The 22,265-nt window shown below is 31.9% G+C and carries 16 protein-coding genes; 5 read left to right on the forward strand and 11 right to left on the reverse strand.

What is annotated here, in order from left to right; genetic code table 11:
- Positions 1 to 230 precede the first annotated feature (230 nt).
- Genes gabT through HSACCH_RS13185 form a run of 3 tightly spaced genes read left to right on the forward strand, consistent with a single transcriptional unit; the run spans position 231 to position 4,186 of the window.
- Entirely contained in the window at positions 231 to 1,568 is a 1,338-nt protein-coding gene (gene gabT, locus HSACCH_RS13175; RefSeq protein ID WP_005490445.1) for a 4-aminobutyrate--2-oxoglutarate transaminase, read from the forward strand.
- 25 nt (positions 1,569 to 1,593) lie between these two features.
- Positions 1,594 to 2,997 carry an APC family permease gene (locus tag HSACCH_RS13180; RefSeq protein WP_005490447.1) on the forward strand — a complete coding sequence of 468 codons (1,404 nt, stop codon included), beginning with the start codon at positions 1,594 to 1,596 and terminating at the stop codon, positions 2,995 to 2,997.
- 34 nt (positions 2,998 to 3,031) lie between these two features.
- Positions 3,032 to 4,186 carry an iron-containing alcohol dehydrogenase gene (locus tag HSACCH_RS13185; protein WP_005490448.1) on the forward strand — a complete coding sequence of 385 codons (1,155 nt, stop codon included), beginning with the start codon at positions 3,032 to 3,034 and terminating at the stop codon, positions 4,184 to 4,186.
- Between the two features lie 82 nt (positions 4,187 to 4,268).
- On the opposite strand, the gene HSACCH_RS13190 is transcribed toward HSACCH_RS13185, so the two are convergent.
- The 7 genes from HSACCH_RS13190 to nadE all read right to left on the reverse strand — a co-directional run bounded on the left by HSACCH_RS13190 (position 4,269) and on the right by nadE (position 10,550).
- Positions 4,269 to 5,117, reverse strand: a complete 849-nt coding sequence (locus HSACCH_RS13190) for an ABC transporter permease (RefSeq protein WP_005490449.1) — start codon at positions 5,115 to 5,117, stop codon at positions 4,269 to 4,271.
- A gap of 100 nt (positions 5,118 to 5,217) precedes the next feature.
- A complete protein-coding gene (locus HSACCH_RS13195) occupies positions 5,218 to 6,156 on the reverse strand; it encodes an ABC transporter substrate-binding protein (protein WP_005490450.1) in 939 nt (312 codons plus the stop codon).
- A 108-nt stretch (positions 6,157 to 6,264) separates the two neighbouring features.
- Positions 6,265 to 6,471: a CBS domain-containing protein gene (locus tag HSACCH_RS14230; protein ID WP_005490451.1), complete on the reverse strand. Its 207-nt coding sequence runs from the start codon at positions 6,469 to 6,471 to the stop codon at positions 6,265 to 6,267.
- Positions 6,472 to 6,488: 17 nt separating this feature from the next.
- Positions 6,489 to 7,442 carry a quaternary amine ABC transporter ATP-binding protein gene (locus HSACCH_RS13200; protein WP_005490453.1) on the reverse strand — a complete coding sequence of 318 codons (954 nt, stop codon included), beginning with the start codon at positions 7,440 to 7,442 and terminating at the stop codon, positions 6,489 to 6,491.
- 263 nt (positions 7,443 to 7,705) lie between these two features.
- A complete protein-coding gene (locus HSACCH_RS13205; protein WP_005490454.1) occupies positions 7,706 to 8,488 on the reverse strand; it encodes an alpha/beta hydrolase in 783 nt (260 codons plus the stop codon).
- Between the two features lie 213 nt (positions 8,489 to 8,701).
- Positions 8,702 to 9,631, reverse strand: a complete 930-nt coding sequence (locus tag HSACCH_RS13210) for a glycine betaine ABC transporter substrate-binding protein (RefSeq protein WP_005490455.1) — start codon at positions 9,629 to 9,631, stop codon at positions 8,702 to 8,704.
- Between the two features lie 121 nt (positions 9,632 to 9,752).
- The gene (nadE, locus tag HSACCH_RS13215) at positions 9,753 to 10,550 is read right to left on the reverse strand and encodes an NAD(+) synthase (protein ID WP_005490456.1); all 798 of its coding nucleotides are present in this window, start codon (positions 10,548 to 10,550) and stop codon (positions 9,753 to 9,755) included.
- Between the two features lie 423 nt (positions 10,551 to 10,973).
- On the opposite strand from nadE, the gene HSACCH_RS13220 reads away from it, so the two are divergent.
- Complete coding sequence (locus HSACCH_RS13220; RefSeq protein ID WP_005490457.1) at positions 10,974 to 12,566, forward strand: DEAD/DEAH box helicase; 1,593 nt, start codon at positions 10,974 to 10,976, stop codon at positions 12,564 to 12,566.
- 122 nt (positions 12,567 to 12,688) lie between these two features.
- Here the strand turns inward: HSACCH_RS13220 and HSACCH_RS13225 are convergent, their stop codons facing one another.
- The 4 genes from HSACCH_RS13225 to HSACCH_RS13240 form a co-directional block, all read right to left on the reverse strand.
- Complete coding sequence (locus HSACCH_RS13225; RefSeq protein WP_005490458.1) at positions 12,689 to 14,878, reverse strand: alpha-galactosidase; 2,190 nt, start codon at positions 14,876 to 14,878, stop codon at positions 12,689 to 12,691.
- A gap of 73 nt (positions 14,879 to 14,951) precedes the next feature.
- Positions 14,952 to 17,171 carry a glycosyltransferase gene (locus tag HSACCH_RS13230; protein WP_005490462.1) on the reverse strand — a complete coding sequence of 740 codons (2,220 nt, stop codon included), beginning with the start codon at positions 17,169 to 17,171 and terminating at the stop codon, positions 14,952 to 14,954.
- Positions 17,161 to 18,222 (reverse strand): lysylphosphatidylglycerol synthase transmembrane domain-containing protein, encoded by a 1,062-nt coding sequence (locus HSACCH_RS13235; RefSeq protein ID WP_005490464.1) that lies wholly within the window; start codon positions 18,220 to 18,222, stop codon positions 17,161 to 17,163. The genes HSACCH_RS13230 and HSACCH_RS13235 overlap by 11 nt, the downstream gene beginning before the upstream one ends.
- A gap of 106 nt (positions 18,223 to 18,328) precedes the next feature.
- On the reverse strand, positions 18,329 to 20,740 hold the full coding sequence (locus HSACCH_RS13240) for a glycoside hydrolase family 31 protein (RefSeq protein WP_005490465.1): 2,412 nt from the start codon (positions 20,738 to 20,740) through the stop codon (positions 18,329 to 18,331).
- Between the two features lie 210 nt (positions 20,741 to 20,950).
- Here HSACCH_RS13240 and HSACCH_RS13245 point away from each other — a divergent pair, with 210 nt between their 5' ends.
- Positions 20,951 to 22,240, forward strand: coding sequence for an ATP-binding protein (locus tag HSACCH_RS13245; RefSeq protein WP_005490467.1), 1,290 nt, complete (start codon positions 20,951 to 20,953; stop codon positions 22,238 to 22,240).
- Positions 22,241 to 22,265: the final 25 nt, after the last annotated feature.

The following is a 22,265-nucleotide window of genomic DNA, read 5'->3' on the forward strand; positions in this document are numbered from 1 at the left end:
TTTAACTCTATATTTTTAGATACTCACTTCTTAAAAAATTCCTCACCTAAAGCTTTCCCCTGGCTAAAAACAATTCTCATGTCAGCTTTATTAAATAATTCGCTAATAATCTAAAATACTTGGATACATATTGACCTAGTGAATAAATTAACCTATAATGACGAGTATATTAAAAATAGATAACATAAAGCTAACATCAGATGGTAATTTCAAAAAGGAGGAAAATAATTATGAAAGAAAAATCAATTGAGTTAAAAACAGAAATTCCTGGCCCAATTGGTCAAAAATCAATGCAAAAAAGAAAAGAATATATTCCACAGGGAGTATATAATTTAGCCCCACTAGTTGCCAGCAAAGCTGAGGGAGCAATATTAGAAGATCTTGATGGAAACAAATATCTAGATTTTGTGGGTGGAATTGGAGTTCTTAATGTTGGCCACAATGCACCCAAAGTAGTGGAAGCAATTAAAAAGCAGGCAGAAGAATTAATCCATAGCTGTTTTCATGTGGCAGCTTACAAACCATATATTGAGTTAGCAGAAAGATTATCTAAATTAAGTCCCGGTCCTACTCCCAAAAAGACAATGTTTGCAAATAGTGGTGCAGAAGCAGTTGAAAATGCAATTAAGATAGCTAAAAAATATACTGGCAAATCAGCTATAATTGCTTTTGATTATGCTTTTCACGGGCGGACTCTAATGACTATGTCCTTAACAAGTAAGGTAAAACCTTATAAATTTGGTTTTGGGCCTTTTGCACCTGAAGTTTATAAAGCTCCTTATGCTTACTGCTACCGTTGTCCTTTTGGTCTTGAGTATTCAGACTGCAATCTAAAGTGTGTGCAAAATTTTGCTGAAATCTTTAAAAGAGATATTCCAGCTGAAGAAGTAGCTGCTGTAATTTTAGAACCTGTTCAGGGTGAAGGTGGCTTTATCTCTCCTCCTAAAGAATTTATACAGGGAGTTAAAAAAGTATGCGAAGAAAATGATATTTTACTGATTGCAGATGAAGTTCAGACTGGTTTTGCCAGAACTGGAACTTTCTTTGCGGTAGAAGATTATGAGATAGAACCAGACATAATTACTACAGCTAAATCTATAGCAGGCGGAATGCCTTTAAGTGCTGTTATTGGTAAAAAAGAAATTATGGATGCACCTCAACCTGGAGAAATTGGAGGTACTTATGGCGGTAATCCAGTCAGCTGTGCAGCTGCTCTAGCTGTTTTAGATATAATTGAAAAAGACAAATTAGTAGAAAGATCCAATAAATTAGGAAAGAAAATGAAAGTTAGATTAGATGAAATGAAAGAAAAATATTCGATTATTGGAGATCTAAGAGGTAAAGGATTTATGCTGGCTGTAGAATTAGTTAAAGATACAGAAACTAAAGAACCTGCAGTTGAAGTCAAATCTGAAATTATAGATGAATGCTTTAAAAACGGACTGATCCTGGTTGGTGCAGGTTTGCATAGTAATGTAATTCGCTTTTTAGCTCCAATCTCAATAACTGAAGCACAGCTGGAAGAAGGTCTTGATATTTTAGAAGCAGCATTTGCTAAATTTGCTTAATCATATTTAAGGAGGGAAGTTAAAAATGAAAAAAGAAAATTTTAATAGGGTTTTATCTAAAAAAGATACACTGGCATTATCGTTTGGGGCTATGATTGGATGGGGTTGGGTTGTCTTAGCAGGAAATTGGATTAAGAGTGCTGGAACTTTAGGTTCTATAATTGCCTTTTTACTGGGTGGGATTATGGTTGTATTTGTTGGTCTTACTTATGCTGAATTAACATCGGCAATGCCCAAGTGTGGAGGTGAACATGTCTTTAGCAAGCGAGCGCTAGGGAAAAATGCCTCTTTTGTCTGTACCTGGGCGATTATTTTAGGTTATGTTTCAGTAGTTGCCTTCGAAGCAGTTGCTCTGCCGACGGTAGTTGAATACCTCTTTCCCAGCTATCTCAAGTTTAAAATGTACACAATAGTCGGTTATGATGTTTATTTAACCTGGGCTTTAGTAGGAATAGTTGCCTCTATTATTGTTACAGTCTTTAATTATTATGGTGTCAAACCACTGGCAGTGATGCAGGGAGCAGTTACGATCATGGTCGGATTAATCGGATTATCTTTCTTTGGTGGCGCAGTTGCTAATGGAAGTGTGCAGCATATAGAACCGTTTTTCATTGATGGCATGAAAGGGATTTTAACAGTTGCTATTATGACGCCGTTTATGTTTGTCGGTTTTGATGTAATACCACAGGCAGCAGAAGAAATTGATATGCCTTTTGATCAGCTGGGAAAACTCTTAATTACTTCAGTTTTAATGGCGATAGTCTGGTATATTATGATTATTGTAGGAGTTGGACTTGCTCTACCAAAATCAGCTTTAGAGACTTCTTCTATTGCTGCAGCTGATGGAATGCGGGCAGTTTTCTTTAATAGTTCCTGGGCCTCAAAAGCGATGATAATTGCAGGAATTGGAGGAATCATAACCAGCTGGAATTCATTTTTCGTAGGTGGCAGTAGAGCAATTTATGCTCTAGCTGAATCAGGTCAATTACCTCCTTTTTTGGCTAAGCTACATCCAAAATATAAAACACCTACAAACGCTGTTTTATTAATTGGAATCCTCTCTTCGCTCGCCCCATTATTTGGAAGACCAATGTTAGTCTGGCTGGTTAATGCTGGTGGTTTAACAATTGTCTTAGCTTACTTTATGGTGGCTCTTTCATTTTTAGTTCTGCGTTATAGAGAACCAGAGATGCCGAGACCATATAAGATAAAAAATGGAAAAATTGTTGGATATATAGCTTCAGCATTAAGTTTAGGTATGATCCTATTGTATCTTCCAGCAGCACCTGCAGCTTTAGTCTGGCCCTATGAGTGGATGATAATTATTGGCTGGAGTGTTCTTGGAGCTATTTTCTTTGTATCTAATAAATTATATTCAGTTGAAACTACTGTTGATCAATCAGTATTAGAAGGCAGTGAAACAATATAAAAAATTTAATAATTTGTTTAAAGGAGAAGTATATATGAACAGTATAAAACTTCATGGAGATAAAGTGTTTTTTGGAGAAGGAAGTATTAGAGTATTAAGAACACTAAAAGGTAAAAAAGCATTTGTTGTTAGCGGTGGAAATACCATTAAAAAAATGGGTTATCTTGATCGCGTCTTTGCTGAACTAAAGGCAGCCGGTTTTTCTATCAAATGCTTTGATAAAGTAGAACCCGATCCAAGTATAGAAACTGTAAAGTTAGGTGCAGAAGCAATGCTAGATTTTGCACCTGACTATATCATAGCTATTGGCGGAGGTTCACCAATTGATGCTGCAAAAGCAATGTGGATTTTCTATGAGTGTCCTGAGTTGGATTTTGCTAATACATTAGACTTAGTAGATATTCCTCCACTCAGAAACAAAGCTAAATTTGTGGCTGTGCCAACAACAAGTGGTACTGCAAGTGAAGTTACAAAAGCAATGGTTATTAAAGATAAAAAGAAAAAATTGAAAAAAGGTATTCGATCTGAATATGCGATTCCAGATCTGGCAATTTTAGAACCTGAGTTTACAGCAACAATGCCGCCCGGGTTGACTGCAGCTACAGGAATGGATGCCTTTACCCATGCTTTAGAAGCTTATGTTTCAACTAAAGCAAATGATTTTAGTGATGTATTAGTTAAAGGAGCATTAGAAGGTATTTTCGAATTTTTGCCCTTAGCTTATAAAAAACCTGATAACTTAAAATATCGAGAAAAAGTACTTAACTTTCAAAATATAGCAGGAATGGCCTTTTCTAATGTAGGTTTAGGAATAGTTCACAGTATGGCTCATCAGCTGGGAGGAATATTTAAAATTTCGCACGGACTGGCTAATGCCTTAATCCTGCCCTACATAGTTCAGTATAATAACAAATCAGATAAAGCAAAAAAGAAATATGAATTATTAGCTAAAAGATTGGAGGTCCTGGATTTAGCCTCAGCAATTAAAAATTTAAATCAAGAATTACAGATTCCAACAAGTATTAAAGAATTAAATATTTCTGAAAAAAGATTCCAGAAAGAATTAGATTTAATGATTGCTCGAGCTCTGGTAGATGGTTGTACAGCAACTAATCCGCGTCCAGTTAATGAGCAGGAAATGAGTAAATTATTCGAGTCTATATATCAGGGGAAGGAAATTGATTTTTAAAATTAATATAAAATAATAAAGCCAAATTATTAAACCCCGCTCAAGCTAAAAAAGCCTGAGCGGGGTTTTGCTTTAAATCTAATTAAGAATCTCTTCCAAACATTCTATCAAGAACCATAGCAATAATTACTACACCAAGACCAGCTTCAAAACCGAGTCCAATGTCCACAACATTTAAAGATCTTAAGACTGGTTTACCAAGTCCACCTGCACCAATCATAGCTGCAATAACTACCATGGATAGCGAAAGCATAATACACTGGTTAATTCCCATCATAATTGATGGCATTGCTCCTGGCAGTTCTATTTTAAATAAGATCTGCCACCAGTTAGCACCAAATGCATGTCCGGCCTCTTCTAATTCTTCATCTACCTGCTGTATTCCGAGGTAGGTTAATCTAATTGGAGGTGCAATTGCAAAAACAACAGTTGCAATAACTCCTGATACATTTCCAAGCCCAAAGAACATTAGAGCCGGAATTAAATAAACAAAAGGTGGTATTGTCTGCATAAAGTCCAGTATTGGGCGAGTAATTAAATCTACCCATTTGTTATGTGCCTTAATAATACCGACTGGAATTCCAATGACCAATGCAACTAAAACAGAAGTAATTATCGATGCTAAAGTTGTGATCAGAGGATCCCACATCTCTAAATTTAAAACAAGACCCAGACCAAGGGCTACAAATACCGCCATTTTTTTACCTTTAAGTTTCCAGGCAATCAGTGCAAAAATTGCAATAAAAACCAGCGGGTGGGAAAAAGCAAGAACTGACTCTACTCCACCTACAATTGACTCAATAAATGAAGAAAATCCATTTAAAGGTCCACTAAAATTATTTATTAAAAAATTTACTAAATTTTCTACCCAGTTCCCCAGAGGAATTTTGGTTGTCAATAGTTCAATTATATTGTTAATAATAATCACCATCCTTATTTAATTTTTACTGGCGGCATCATTTTGGATACCGCCAGTTCTGAATCTTTATTTTTTAGTTATAATCTACTTTAGTTATAATGATGTTAAGTGTTTAGTTATTTACTATCTCTTTGATAGCTTTACGAGCCATCTCTCCATCAGCAGTTTCTACTCCATAAACCCACTGATTTACAACATCTAAATTATTAGCTATCCATTCTTCTGCAACTACTTCTGGATCTTTTTCCTGTCTTTTATAACTATCTATCCACTGATTCTGGATAGGTGCTGTAACTTTAAACTGTTCTAAGAATTTATAAAAATTAGGATTTTCATCCTGATATCCATTTCTGGCTACAGTATATACTCTTTCGCCTTCTCCCCAGATTCCTTCTGGATCTTCAAGATATCTAAGATCAAACATTACATTCATATAGTGAGGCTTCCAACCATTAAATGCAATCCATTCTTCATTATTTACTGCCCTTTTAACTGAGGTAAGCATTCCAGCTGTAGAGCTTGACTGTAAAGTCCAATCTCCTAAATTATAATTGTTATTTTTAATAGCATTTTGAATAATAATATTTCCTTCATTTCCAGGTTCAATACCATAAATTTTACTGTTAAACTTATCAGCATATTCATTTAAATCAGCTAATGATTTAACTCCAGCTTCATAAACATATTCAGGTACAGCAGTTCTATAAACTACATCAAACAGATTTACTCTAACATTATGAACTGATCCCTTTTCTTCATACTTATCAAAGTGCATTTTCATTGTCGGAAGCCAGTTACCTAGAAATACATCTAAATCACCTGTATCCATTCCCTTAAAAACTATTGCCTGAGAACCAGATGTCATTTTGGTCTCATAACCTAGGTAATCTGCAATTTTAGCAGCTACATGTGTTTTTATTGTAACTCCAGGCCATTGAACATACCCAAAATCAATTCTGTCATCTTGAGCTGCAACCTGGGGTACTGCTGCAAAAAGTCCGAATCCTAAAAGAACAATTAATAACGTTGAAACTAATTTTTTGTTATTCATTTATATCCCTCCAGAGATATTATTAGTATAGTTTAGTTGTACTTTTTTGATTAACTATAATCTTTTTAACCTAAGCATAATTATATTTAAACTTTACCATAGTTATATTTAAACTTTTTCTGCCGCTAAATTTGCAACTACATTTGTTTTAACAATAACACCTTTTAATTTCTGCTTATCATCTAATACTGGCAGAGGTGTATTAATATCTGCAATTTTTGAAAATAAGTCATTTACTGATTCTTCAGGTTCAGCAATTGGAACCTCTTTAATGATGTCATCTAAATCATTTTTATCTTTATTAATAGCTTCCACAACATCTTCGATAGTTACTATACCTCTATACTTATTTTTTCTCCAAGCACAAAAATACTCCCAATTTCATTATGGCGCATTTTATGGAGAGCAGTGCGTAAACCATCCTGTTTATATAATACTGCTTTTGGTTTATCCATAATATCTTTTGCAGTTAAAACACGAGAACGATTAACATCCTGAACAAATTCTGCTACGTAATCGTTTTCAGCGTTTGTTAATATTTCTTCGTGATTTCCTACCTGAACAATTTCTCCATCTTTCATAATAGCAATTCTATCACCTAGTTTTAGTGCCTCATCGAGGTCATGAGTAATAAAAACTATTGTTTTATCTATATGTTCATACAGGTCAAGTAGTTTATCCTGCATGTCTTTTTTGATTAGTGGATCTAAGGCACTGAAGGGCTCATCCATTAATAATATGTCTGTATCTACAGCAAGTGCTCTTGCTAAACCAACTCGCTGCTGCATACCACCACTAAGCTGATCAGGTTTTTGATCTTCATAACCCTCTAAACCAACCTGTTTTAAAGCTTTCATAGCTTTTTTTCGTCTTTCTTCTTGATCTACACCTTCAATTTCCAAACCAAATTCAGCATTTTCTAAAACAGTTCGATAAGGGAAAAGAGCAAAATTCTGAAAAACCATGCCGAATTTCTCTTTCCTAAATTCTCTTAATTTTTCTTTATTTAACTCCATAACATCTGTTCCATCTACTTTTACTGATCCAGCAGTTGGCTCAACCAGTCGATTTATACAGCGGAGTAGTGTGGATTTACCACTACCAGAGAGTCCCATGATTACAAAAATTTCTCCTTCTTCTACTTCAAAGCTGGCATTGTTAATTCCAACTGTGGCCCCTGTTTCTTCCAAAATATCATCTTTACTCATTCCATTTTTTAGCATTTCGATTTCTTTCTGGCCTTTGCCATCGAAAACCTTATAGAGATTATCTGCTTTTATTTTCAATATTGTCACCTCTTTATTTTATTTTTTAAAATTTTACTGGCACAAAAAAAGGTTTAGAAAATGTTCAATTAGAACAAATCCTAAACCATATATTTAAAATTAGGCTTCAAAACAATCACCCTATTATCAGCAAAGTTTCAATTCTGATAATAATGCGGGATAAATTCATCCCACTAGCTTAACTCCACAAACAGAATAACAAACTAAGTCCACTCTGTCAAACGATCTATAGAATTAAAAATTGTCTTTATATTATAACTTTATTAAAAAGGCAGCCATCTAATCACATCTAGAATCTTCTGATCCCAATAATCCCATTGATGAGCAGCAGCTTCTTCTTCATATTTTAATTTTATTTTATTTCTTCGGCAAAAATGTTTAAATTTAAGATTATCTTGATATAAAAAGTCATCTTTTCCACAACATTGATAAAGAGCTGGAATATTCGTTTTATTTTTCTTTAATTTTTTTAGCAGATAAAATAAATCATTCTTTGTCTTTTCAACTTTATTCAAATCTCCAAAGATCCATTTTAACTCCTGATAAAGATCTTCTTTTTGATCAGCCATCGCCGCATTTTCAGCAAGGTTTAAGGCACCTGAGAGACTGGCGGCAGCTTCAAAACTCTCAGGATTATTTAATGCAAGCTTAAAAGCACCATATCCTCCCATCGATAGTCCAGCCACAAAAGTGTTATTCCGTCCAGTTCGAAGTGGAAATAATTTTTCTGCAATCTCTGGTAGCTCCTGACTGACAAATGTAAAATAATCATTGCCAGACTCCATGTCAGTGTAAAAACTGCGGTGCACATTGGGCATTATTACTGCCAGTCCGTATTTATCTGCATAGCGCTCAATTGAAGTTCTTCGCATCCAGGCAGTATGATCATCAGAAAGACCATGCAGTAGATATAAAACAGGATATTTCCCCTGTTCAGCTTTTGTTTTAATTCCTATTCTATTTTTTTTATTTTCTGGTATTATTACATTCATTGATGAGGACATTTTTAAAACATCTGAAAAAAAATCACACTGTATAAATGCCATTTTTAGCTCCCTCTTTTTATTAATTATTTTATATTAACTCATATATAACTAATTATCTCTAAGTTAAAAATATCCTGCTTAATTATATAATATTATCAATAATTTGACCCTCCTCGGGGCAAGCACACGAGGTTTGCGAGCAGACTTTCACTCTATCACAAATTTAAAGACTAAAATGACCCCCACACATAAATTAATGGGGGTCTTAATCATCTATCCTGAAATGTTTAGATCATCAATTAGTTTTTGATAAGCATTTTTACCATCTACTGTTTTTACCAGACTTAACCATCTTCTAACTTCTGTTATATTACTTTTTATCCATTCTTTTGCAACTTTATTAGGATCACTTTCATTATATCCTATTTCATATATCCATTTATCATTAGCTTCCACATCAACTCTAAACTGCTGTAAAAATCTATAAGCTTGAGGGTAATCCTCTTCAAATCCTTTTCTTACTAAAGTATCTACCCAGGAATATGGACTCTCCCATAATCTTTCTGGATCATTTAAATATTTTATATCAAATTTAGTGTTCATCCAGTGAGGTCTCCAACCTACAAATATTATAAATTCTTCATTATTAATAGATTTTTCCACCTGAGCCATCATCGCACTTTGACTGCTGTTAACAGTTTCCCAGTCATCTAAATTATAAATATCATTTTCAATGGCTTTTTTCATTGTTTTTTCTGAAGCCCAGCCGGCAGGTCCTACATATAATTTTTTATCAAATTTATCAGCAAATTTTTCTAAGTCAGCATAACTCTTTACTCCAGCCTCCCAGACATAACTGGGTACAGCCATAGTGTATATACCATCTGTCATATTTTGAGTAACATATTCATATTGGCCTTTATATTTTTTACGCATATCAGTAATCTGTGGCATCCAGGAGCCTAAAAATGCATCAACATCTCCTTGAGTTAAACCCTGATGGAGTAATGGATCTTGAGCTAACATGCTTTCAACTTCATGGCCCATTGATTTTAAAATAACAGAGACTACTGCATTTTTAGCTCTTATACCAGGCCAGTCTCCTTCTCCTAAAACAATTGGTTTCTCAGATTGAGCTCCAGCAATACCTGCTGAACTTAATACCAGAACAAGAAGTAATAATGAAATTATAGTTTTTTTCATATAAATAAGTCCTCCTATTTATATTTTAATGATTTTAACATTTAAATTTAAATGATTTATTTTTACCCTCCTCGGGACAAGCCCACGAGGTTTGCGAGCAGACTTTCACTCTATCACACTTTTAATTATGATTAAATATGGGAATTTCTAATTTAGACTCAGCATTATTAATTAAATATTTTACTAAATCAATTTTTTCCTCTTCAAAATTATCAAGATTTTTATTATTTGTTAAAGCTTTATATATTTTTTCTAATTCATTATAGGCTAATCCTATATCCTGTTCATCAGTTTCTCCGCCTCTTAAGCCACCACTTGGGGGGCGTTCAATTATTTCTTCGGGAACTCCAATATTTTCAGCTAACTGCCAGACCTCTGATTTGAATAAATCTCCCAGTGGTCGTAAATCAGTAGCGCTATCGCCGAATTTAGTATAATATCCTGTTAATATTTCACTTTTATTTGAAGTACCCATTACTATGTAATTAAATTTTTCAGCTACAAAATGTAAAGCAATCATTCTTAACCTGGGTTTCATGTTGTGTAAAGCATGATTATCAACATTTTTAGCTTCTACTCCAGTCTGCGGCCATTCTTTTCTATCATATTCTTTAATTCCTAAATTTTCTTCATTTACTTTAGAAAATAATTTTTCATAGCTATTATAAACCTCTTCGAGATTAAGCTCCATTGTCTGCAAATCAAAGGTTTCAGCAGTTTGTTTAGCATATTTTTCATCTTCACTAATATTTCCTTCACAGGGGAGTAATAATCCCAGAGTGTTATCTCCAAAAGCTTCTTTGATAAGTCCAGCTACTGCTGCGGAATCAACTCCACCACTCAAACCAACAACTGCTCCTTCTGCATTTCTCGCTTCAACTTTTTGCTGCATCCATTCAATAATTTCTTGATTTAGCATTAATCTTTTTCCTCCTTTGGCTTTATTAATTAATCACAATTAACAGTATAGGTAATCCTGCAACTTATGTCAAGCTTTAAAAGGATATTATCTCTTATATGCTCTTTAATTCAACTATATTCTTCTATATGTAATGCTATCTCTTTATTATAGATGTACTATATTTAAATTGGTCCCAGGACTAGCATATTTATTTGACTTTAAACTGAGCCTAAGATATACTAAGAGGGCTGACTAAAAAAATTAATGTTTAATAACTTAATAGATAATATAGCAACTAAGCCCTGACTATATGAATGTAGTCGGGGCTTTTTACGTATAAGTATAAATTTATCAACCGGCTGCAGTATTATTTGTTAAGAAAATTGTGTGGTTGGTAGATTTAGTATAAGAATATAATAAAAAAAGGAAGTGGAAGTTAATTTGCAAAAGATTAAATTTAATGAATTAAATGTATCAGATGAAATTTTAAAAGCAGTTGAAGAAATGGGTTTTGAAGAAACAACTCCAATTCAGACAAATGCTATTCCGGCAGTACTTAATGGTAAAGACATTGTTGGACAGGCACAGACAGGTACTGGTAAAACAGCTGCCTTCGGTATCCCTCTTTTAGAGGAAATGGATGCTAATAATAAAGATCCTCAGGCAATCATACTCTGTCCTACAAGAGAACTTGCTATTCAGGTATCAGAGGAATTAAAACGACTGGCAAAATATAAAAAGAGAATTTATACTCTTCCTGTTTATGGTGGACAGTCAATCGGAAGACAGATTAAAGCCTTAAATAAAGGAGTTCAAATTGTAATTGGTACTCCTGGTAGAGTAATGGACCATATAAGACGTGGAACTTTGAAACTTGATAATATAGATTATTTTGTACTTGATGAAGCCGATGTTATGTTAGATATGGGTTTTATTGATGATATTGAGACTGTATTAAGAGATATTCCAGAAGACAGACAGACTCTTTTCTTTTCTGCAACTATCCCTCAGTCAATTAAAAGATTGAGCAAAAAGTATCAGAAAAACTCAGAGTTTTTAAGAGTTGCTCACGAAAAATTAACCGTTCCTTCTATTGAACAGTATTATTATGAAATTAGAAGACACGATAAACTTAAAGCTTTAACAAGAATTCTTGATTTAAGCAATCCGGAGTTGGCCATTGTTTTCTGTAATACCAGAAAAATGGTTGATGAACTGAATATTAAACTTCAGGCTCGCGGTTATTTGTCTGATGCTATTCATGGTGGTTTAAATCAAAATCAGCGTGACCGAGTAATGGGTAAATTTAGAAACGGAATTATCGAAATACTGGTAGCTACTGATGTAGCAGCCCGTGGTATTGATGTAGAAGATGTTGAAGCAGTATTTAACTATGACCTGCCTCAAGATACCGACTATTATGTACACAGAATTGGACGTACAGGTAGAGCCGGAAAAAGTGGTGAAGCTCACAGTTTTGTAGTGGGTAAAGATATTTATAAACTGAGAGATATTCAAAAATATACCAAATCAAAAATTAAAAGATCAGAAATTCCTTCTCAAAATGATATTGAAGCAGCTAAATTTGATCAATTTAATGATGAGCTGAGTCAATATATGGATTCTGCTGATTTAGGAAAATATATTGAATTAATTGAAGACTTAATTGATGAGCAGTATTCTGCACTAGAAATTGCAGCTGCTTTAATGAAAAAATCAATCGAAAGAGAAGATAGTGATGATAATCAGCCTGAAAATGCAGGACAGAGCTTTGGTGATACTGGTGCTGAACCAGGAATGGTTAGATTATTTATCAATATCGGTAAAAAAGATAGAGTCTCTCCTCGCCATATTGTAGGAGCTATTGCTGGTGAAACAGGAATGCCCGGTGGCTTAATTGGAGCAATTGATATTTATGATAACTTTACCTTTGTTGAAGTTCCTAGAGAAAAAGGGCATGAAGTATTACAGATCATGAAGGATAACTATATCAAAGGAACTAAAGTTAACATCGAAGCTGCAAGATCTAAGTAAATTAGAACTTGATAGAGTTTCTTATAAAAATTATAGCAGATTGAATATAAAAATGGTGCCAGAAGTATAAAAGCTTCCAGCACCATTTTTTTGTTTAATTTTTTTTAAATTGCCAGATTTGTTTAAATCTTTTTGAATCTCCAGATTTTTGAAGAAAAATCTCCTTTTAAATGAGGCACTTTAAGCCCATAATTCATCAATTCATCCCCACCATAAATTTCTTTACTATTAATATCTTTATAATCAGCTTTAGCATCCAAGTTTTTTAATTTAAGCTTCTCTTCTCGTGGATTGGGAGAAGCTAAAATCTGATAAAAACCTACCAGTATTTCTTCTTTATCTTGATCAGTATAAGACCAGGCAGTAAAATTACCTGCAAATGGACTTCTGAGTCTATAAAAATCACCAAACTGCACCAGTTTTCTTATTTGTTTATAATTATTTACTTGATCTTTAACCGTCTTAATTGCTTCATCATCTAATTTAGTTAGATCAAGCTCATAACCTAAATTACCAAAACTGGCAGTATCATATCTCATTTTAAGAGATGGACTGCGTTTTACCTGGTGATTTGGAACTGCAGAAACATGGGCTCCCATTGAAGATGGTGGATATACCATTGAAGTTCCATACTGAATTTTTAGTCTTTCTACTGCATCAGTATTATCACTGGTCCAGGTCTGAGGCATATAATAGAGCATTCCTGGATCAAAGCGACCTCCACCACCAGCACAGCTTTCAAATAATATTTCAGGAAAACTAGAAGTTATTTCTTCTAAAACTCTATAAAGACCCAAAATATAGCGGTGATTTAACTCCCTCTGTCTTTCAGAATTTAGTTTTAAAGAACCATATTCAGTCATTGGTCTATTCATATCCCATTTAACATACGAGATATTCGCCTTATTTAAAATGTTGGATACTTTTTCGATAATATAATCCTGAACATCTCTGCGGCTTAAATCTAAGATTAACTGCTGTCTGGAAAGCGAAGATTCACGATTTTCAACCTGGATTGCCCATTCTGGATGCTCGCGATATAAGTCACTGTCTGGAGATACCATTTCTGGCTCAAGCCAGAGACCGAAATCCATTCCTAATTTATTAATCTCTTGAGCCAAATATTTTAATCCACCAGGCAGCTTCTCTTCATTGACATACCAATCACCAAGTGATGAAGTATCATCATTTCTCTTTCCAAACCAGCCATCATCAAGTACAAATAATTCAATATCTACTTCTGCAGCCGCTGCTGCCATTTCCAAAATTTTATCAGTATCAAAATCAAAATAGGTACCTTCCCAATTATTAATTAAAACCGGTCTTTCTTTTTCCCTGTGTTCTCCCCTGACCAACCGTCTTTTATATAAATTATGATAATTTTGGGACATCTTATTTAAGCCCTGATCAGAATAGTTCATTACAACCTCTGGCGTCTGGAAAGCAGTACCACTTTCAAGCAGCCAGTTGAAATTGAAAGGGTTAATTCCCATTGTTATTCTTGTTTTTCCATAATGATTTTTTTCAGCCTGAGCAATAAAATTAGCAGAATAAACCAGACTAAAGCCATATGCTTCTCCATGGTACTCATCAGTTTCCGGTTCTACTAAAGCAGCAAATGGATTTTGCTGGTGGCTGCTGCCACCCCGTTTACTGTCAATCCTAGTTATTCCCTGTTCCAGAGGGCGACGAATAATATCGCGCTCCCTCCCCCAGGCACCTGATAACTGAAGCAGTTCTAAGTCTCTATTTTCAAAACCAACACTTACTGACAGGGCTCTTTTAAGATTAATTTTTTGATTCCCTCTATTTTTAAAGTTAACTGATCGACAAATAACCGGATAATCCTTAAAAATTGTATAAGTTAAGGTTACTTCTAAATCTAAAACATCGTCATATAATTTGATATCTAGACTTTCTGCCTCTTCTTGCTTTTCTACATAAACTGAAGGTAAAGTATCTAAACTTTTCTTTCCTGGATAAATCTTTTGATCTTTATATTTTAAATCACTGATAATTGAACCAGTTTCATTTTCTATCTGATAGGCAGGCTCCCTAAAATCAGATTGCCCAAAAGAGGGATACTCGCGCGCAATATTTTCGAGAATAAAACCAGTATCATTTTTAACTGCATAGGCCTCATAAGGTTTATGCTGGGAAACCGGATAACGATCCAATCTTTCAGCATTTTTAATTTTTTTCCCCCAGTAAAGATGGCCTAATTGACCATTTTTTAATATTTTAATTACATAACTTATCTCATTATTTTGTAAATGAAAGATTTTCCTGTCTGCATAAAAATCAATAGACATCTTGTTCCCTCCAGTTAATAAAATTATAAATTCGATTTAAAGCGATATAAATCAGGTGCACGGTGCATCTAAGTTAATTATATTTTTTTAGCTGCATAATTTTATAATAGAGTTGCTCAGCTTTTTTAGCCATTTCATCAATAGAATAATTTTCAGCCATTTCTCGTGCATTTTTAGCACTTTCTTCATATTTTTCTCTATTAATTAATAATTCTTCAATTTTGCTGCTCCATTTATCAATATCTGCTTCTGTTTTATAACCGTTATATCCATTATTAATTACATCATCAATTCCACTTGATTTAAGAGCAACAACAGGATTATTGCCTGCCATAGCCTCTAATAAGACCATTCCTTGTGTTTCAGTTGTAGAAGCAAAGACAAATAGCTCAGATGCTAGATAATATTTTGCCATCTCTCTAAAATCAACTGCACCTATTAATTCAATATAGTTCTCTAAGTTATTATTCTTAATATACTGCTCAATATTTTCTTTTTCAGAACCACTACCTATGATTATTAATTTAAAATTTAGATCACTATTTTCTTTTAATCTTTTAATTCCTTTCAGCAGAAAATATAAGTTTTTTTCTTTAGATAATCTAGAAACAGTAATTAACAAATACTTAGAATCACCAATTAGCTTTTCTCTCAGTCTATCAATTTTTTCCTGACTGCAGTTATAATAATCAAAATCAATTCCAGTCGGCATAACTTTAATGTATCGACTAACTCCCACATTACGCAAATATTCTTTAGTTGATTCAGTTGGTGCAAAAACAGCATCAGTCTTATTTGAAAAGCTTTTAATCAAAAAATGTGAAAGTCTATTAGCAAAAAATTTACGCATAAATAAAATATTAGGAACATAGTGAGCATATTTTTCCAGACGGGTATGATAGGTAAATGCAAGTGGTAAATTAAACTTTTCTGCCAATTTTCTTCCCTTATTACCAAGCCAGAACGGATGGTGTGCATGGACTAAATCAAAATTACCAGCTTTAAAATCTTTTTTAATCTGAGGTGAATAAATATTTGTTACAGGAAATTCTAGACCTGATTCTTCATAATGATAAATTGATTTACAGCGTATAATATTTTCTTCGTTTTCAGTTTTTTCTTTATACTCTGGTGCAAAAATTTTAATCTCATGTCCTCTTTTTCTTAAAGCTTTTGCAAGACGCTGAATTGAAATCGGTACTCCTCCAATAACTGGAAAATAATTATTTGTAAACATTGCTATTTTTAATTTTTTATCTTCAAGCTCATTTTCTGAATAAGCAAAATCACGATAATAATCTACCTCTTTATTGATTTCTCTATGTAAAATATAGAGAATTGTTAGTCCAATAAACAATACTAATAAAATATTAATATAATTTGCGTAAAAGAAAGACTGCAGAGCTACCCAAACATTAACTAATAATTTAGAAAATGTACCCGGATTATTTTCTAAACGTTCTAAATTTACCTCAATTCCATTTTTATCTACATTAACCAACAAGTAGTGATAGAAACTGTTTTCATTCTCAAAAATTAATTCTCCTCCAGCACCACCACTAATATAATAGTTAACACCATCAATATTTTCCTGATGATAGATTTCCAGATTTGAAGAAAAAACAGTATTAACATTGTATTCTGCAAAGATATTTTGATAAAAATTTCTCAACTTTTTTTCTTCAATGTATTTAATGCTGTCATCTATTAAATAATCCGTATCTATATTTAAAGGTGTTTTATTCATTATTACAAATTTCTTTTCATAAGCAGCCGCTTCTTTCAATTCATTTTCCAGCCACTGCTGCTGCCAGCTTAAATTAGTATTTTCAGTAGTATCTAAAAATATAAAATATGAATCATTAATTTGGAAAGAATAATAAAAAGGTCCAAAATATTTATAAAAATTTTCATTACCATCATCTTTAATTTCTTTACTGCCTATAGCAGTTAAAAATGGAAGATTCATCTTTTCTAAGGTTCTGTAAAAAACCCTATATTTACTTTCATCTCCATCTCTAAGATTATTACCTGTAGAAATTATAAAATCTACATTACCACTATTAATTTGTTCTAGAATTCTATTATCAAATATTGTAATAGAATTTTCAATATTACCAACTACAGCAAATGTATATTCGTTTGCCTGAACATTATTTTTGATAATATCCATATTTTTTACATTTACTGCATTAAAATCTTGAATTGTATAAGGGGCATAAATTTTATAAGTAATTAAAATTAGAATTATTAAGATAAAAATTGTTAAATAAATTTTGCTTTTACTTTTCATCATCTATGCCTCCCCTAATAATCAAATAGAAAAAAACAAAAACACCAATAAAAATACCGACGTATTTACTAAAAAATCTCCAATAAAATAATAAGGGGAATAAGTCTTGTTTTTCAACAAATCCAGCAAATAGTAATGAATAGCCTCCTTCTGCAATCCCAGCAGCTCCAGGAGTAGGAGCGAAATACATAATAAAGACAACTAGTATCTGTAGTGTCAAAATCCTTAAAAAGTTAATATCATAGCCGAGTCCCTGCAGGACTAAATATGAAAATGAAAATTCTGCTAATAAAAATAGAGTTGTACATAAAAATGATAAAATGACAAAAATCTTTTTCCCTTGAATGAAAAATGCCAGATCTTCTGAAAAAAGTTCAAGGTGCTTAAAAATATATAAGATTATTTTTCTAAATCTTTTTTTAGATAATAAGTGTTTAGATTTAAGAAAATAAAAAAACTTATAAATACATTTCATAATTAATCTGAGTTTGAAAATCAAAAGGTAGAACACAAAAAAATAAAGAGCTAAAAATATAGCTAGATAAATAAAAACATAATTTCCAGGAAGTAAGTTAAGCATAGATTGATTTCTAAAAATAATAAAAGGAACTGATAAAAATAGCATTGTAGCAGATAATAAAGTTCTAATTAAAACTGCAGCTGATGATTTTCCTAAGGGTACTCCTTTTTTTTGCAAAAAATATACCTGAGCAAAACCCCCACCGGTTGCAAGTGGTGTTATATTTGAAATAAAAATATTAATAAAAACTAGCTTATAAACATTCCAAAATGAGATATCTGCATTTAAAGTTTTTAGAACAAAATATAACCTTGATCCATCCAAAATGAAATAAAAAAACAAAAGCATAATAATCGAAATTATAATTGCTTTAGGAAAAGTAAAGAATATATCTAAATTACTTCCCTGAGAATAAATTTTCCTAATATAATATAAAGATACTGCTGATATAAATATAAAAAGCCCAAAATAGAGGAGAGAATTTTTTAAATTAAAATATTTTTCTATAAAATTTTCATTTTTATCTGCCATAAAATCCTCCCTTTCTTAGTTTAATAGTCTTATATATCAATTATATTATACTTGAGAAAAAATGTAAAAATAGAATTTATTTTAATTAACTCTTAATTTTTTTAACTTAACTTAATTTAATAGTAATTTTATTCACAGTAACTGGAACTTTAAATTCCAAACTGTTATTAAAATAATTAAATTTAGTTAATTTGCTGTTATCAACATCAATATTTAGAGGTTCTTTTGTTAAATTATTAAAAATTAGTTTATAGTCTTTAAACTCCTGTTGATAATTATCTTGGATGCTATTGATCTTAAATATTATTTGATTGTCAGTATATTTGTAATCAAATTTAGTGATATTATATATTCCATTTTGATAATCATAAGAAATACCATCATCATCATAAAGTTCATAACTACCGGAATTATTGACTTCAGATAAAAATATATTTAATTCCAGAGATTCAATTTCTTTTTCACCAATATAATTCAGTTTTTCATTTAAGGGAACAATACTTCCTGCTTTAATTAAAATTGGCATAGTAGCTAAAGGTGCATCTATAATAATGTGTTTTTTACCATGATAAATTTCTTTTGTCCAAAAATCAAACCACTTACCTTCAGGCAAGTAGATCATTCTTTTATCTTTATCGGGCTGATAAACTGGTGCTATCATTATACTATCTCCAAACATAAACTGATCTGATAGGTTCTGACATTCTTCATCTTCTGGAAATTCCATAATTAAAGGTCTCATAACAGGAATTCCTGTTTTAGATGCCTGATAAAAAAGATTATAAAGATGTGTTATAAATTTATATCTTAATTCGATATATTTTTTTATTATTTTTTCGTATTTTTTTCCAAAAGACCAGGGTTCTTGAGAAATTGCTCTAACCTCACAGTGATTTCTAAAAAAAGGAGAAAAAGCTCCAAGTTGAGTCCAACGGCATAAAAGTTCACCATTACTATTACCGGTAAAACCGCCAACATCTGTCCCACAAAAACTTATACCTGACATTCCCATATTCATCAGCATTGGCATTGCCAATTTAAGATTATCCCAAAAACTTCGGTTATCTCCCGTCCAGACTGCAGAATAACGTTGAATACCAGCAAAACCTGCTCTGGTTAAAACAAATGGTCTTTCATTATCTAGACTTTCTTTTAATCCTTTATAAGTAGCTTGATCCTCTAGGAGTCCATATAAATTATGAAAACGGCGGTGAGTTCCGGAATCACCATCATTTTGATGCATCACAGCAAGATCCATAGTGTCCTCTTCGTTAAAAACAGCCGGTTCATTCATATCATTCCAAATTCCTTTAACTCCAAGCTCTACAAAATCTTGCTGCAATCCTGACCACCAGTTTCTTACTTTTGCTTGAGTAAAGTCAGGAAAAGCACAATTACCAGGCCAGACTTTATCTATAAATACTTTACCATCAAGATATTTGCAAAAATAATCATTTTCCATTCCCTCTTGATAAAGTTTATATTCAGGATCTTTTTTAATACCAGGATCTATAATTGTAACTGCTTTAATCCCCTCTTTGCCCATTTTGGAAATCATGGCGGCAGGATCAGGAAAACGATCTTCATTCCAGGTGTAAATTTTATATTGGTCCATGTAATGAATATCAAAATGAAAAGCATCACAGGGTATTTCTTTATCTCTAAATTTTTTAACAAGCTCAGCAACTTTTGCCTGTGGATAATAACTGTAGCGTGATTGATGATAACCCAGGGACCATTTTGGAGCTAAAGGCATAGTTCCTGTAATTTTAGAATATTTGCTGATTACTTCTTTTAATGAAGGGCCATTAAAGAAATAATAATCCAGAACTCCACCTTCAGCCCAGAAAGAATAATAGGGCTGACCTTCACTACCAAGATCAAAGTATGTTCTATATGAGTTATCAAAATATATCCCATAACTATTGTTTTGATTAAAACTTATCAAAAATGGAATTGATTGGTACAAAGGATCAGTATCACTAACATGGGGGACAAATGTATCGTGATTCCACATCTCATAAAGTCTACCTTTTTTATCAAGCCAACCGGTTTTTTCACCAAGTCCGTAAAACCTTTCGTTATTTTTAAATGACTTCCAGGCTCTAAGCTTCTTTTTTTTCCAACCTAAAGAATATTTGCTGTAATCTTGATGAATTAATTTTCCTTCTTTATTAAAAACTTGGAGAAAAAATTTTTCTTTTTCAATCTTAATTACTAATTTTTCTGTTTTTATAATTAATTCTTTGTTATTTTCTTCAAATTTAAAATCATTATAACTTAAATTATGATCAATAACTGCCTCTGTACTTTTGTAATTAAACTGCTGCTTTGAATTTGCCATAATAATTCTAAAAATATCAGCGGTTAAAAATCGAATTACTAAGCTGGCGTTTTTAAAGTTAAATCTGATTTGATTATCCTCAATTTTGTAATTTAAAATTCCACTTAATTTATGATAATCTATACTGTCATCTCTGCTGCTTTTACCCTGTAATAAAGTTTCACTATTATCCATAAAAATCTCCTCCTCAAGTTTTAAGTATCTATAAAACTTTTTGAACAAAAAATTGCCTCCATCTAAAAATTTATTTTATATTTAATATATATTCACATCTTAATACACTATTTTTAGATTTTCAAGTTTTTGGAATGGCTTATATTTTTGTAATATTTACTTTTAATCTGATATAATCATAGTTAATAGTCGAATAAGGAGGAAAACGTTTTGAATAATAATATAAAGAGAGTTTTACAAGATAGTGAAAAAATTATATTGTTCAAAAAGATTAAAGAAGATAAATTAATTTCAAAGTTAAAAAAATATTATTTTGAAAATGAAAATTCTAGCTTAAATTTGAGTGGAATCATTTATGAATTAATTGAACTAAGTATTAAAGAAGGTTTAAGCGGTGATCTCTGGCATAATTATCTTAAAATTAAGCTGGCTGCAGCTGAAAATATTTTTGCTTTAAATGCTGAAAGGAATTTAATGAATAAAAAAAGTAGTCTTTATCAAATTGCATTAAATGATGTTAAAATTATTAATATGTTATTTTCTTACTCTTTTCAAGATATTATCCAACCTTTAAACCACAATGGCATCAAAAATTTAAGAGAGTTTAAACTTACTGAATCAGAATTAAATACTTATAATTCAAAAAAATATTCTAAGTTATTTAAAAATAGAACTGCTCAAGCTAATTTAGATAATCTAATTAAATTTTATCAAAATCATGGCGCTGGTATTTTAAATCAAAGCCGGGCGTTTTATTGGCAGCAGAATAATTTAAAAACAGTTAATAATCCAGATTCAATTAGCTTTAACCAATTAATCTCCTATCAAAAAGAAAAAAATAGACTAATAGAAAATACTGAAAGTTTTTTAGATGGTTATCAGGCACATAATGTACTTTTATATGGAGATAGTGGAACTGGTAAATCATCTTCAGTTAAAGCACTTTTAAATAAATATTATAAAGAAGGCTTACGCTTAGTTGAAATTAATAGTTCTCAAATCAAAGAGCTACCAGCTATTTTAGATTATTTAAATAGACGTGGACTTTATTTTATTATTTTTATGGATGATCTTTCTTTTGAAGAATTTGAAACTGAATATAAATACTTAAAAGCAGTTATGGAAGGTGGAGTAGAATCAAAACCTGCAAATGTTCTTTTCTATGCGACTAGTAACCGCCGTCATCTGGTTAGGGAGAAATGGCAGGATAGAGAATCTGAAGTCCATGAAAATGACATATTAAATGAAAAATTGTCACTTTCTGAAAGATTTGGTTTAACTTTAATGTTTAACAATCCATCTCAAACAGAATATTTAAAGATAGTCAAAGAATTAGCAATCAGTGAAGGTTTAGAAATCAAAGAGGCAAAACTTAAATCTAAGGCTTTACAGTGGAGTAAGTGGAATAATGGACGTTCAGGCCGTTCCGCAAGACAGTTTGTTAATCAAATATTAAAAGAAAAACAAATCAAACGAAGAACAAATCAATCGCAAAAATAAATCAAACGAAAAAATAAATCATAAA

The organism is Halanaerobium saccharolyticum subsp. saccharolyticum DSM 6643, from assembly GCF_000350165.1.
Taxonomy (GTDB): Bacteria; Bacillota; Halanaerobiia; order Halanaerobiales; family Halanaerobiaceae; genus Halanaerobium; species Halanaerobium saccharolyticum.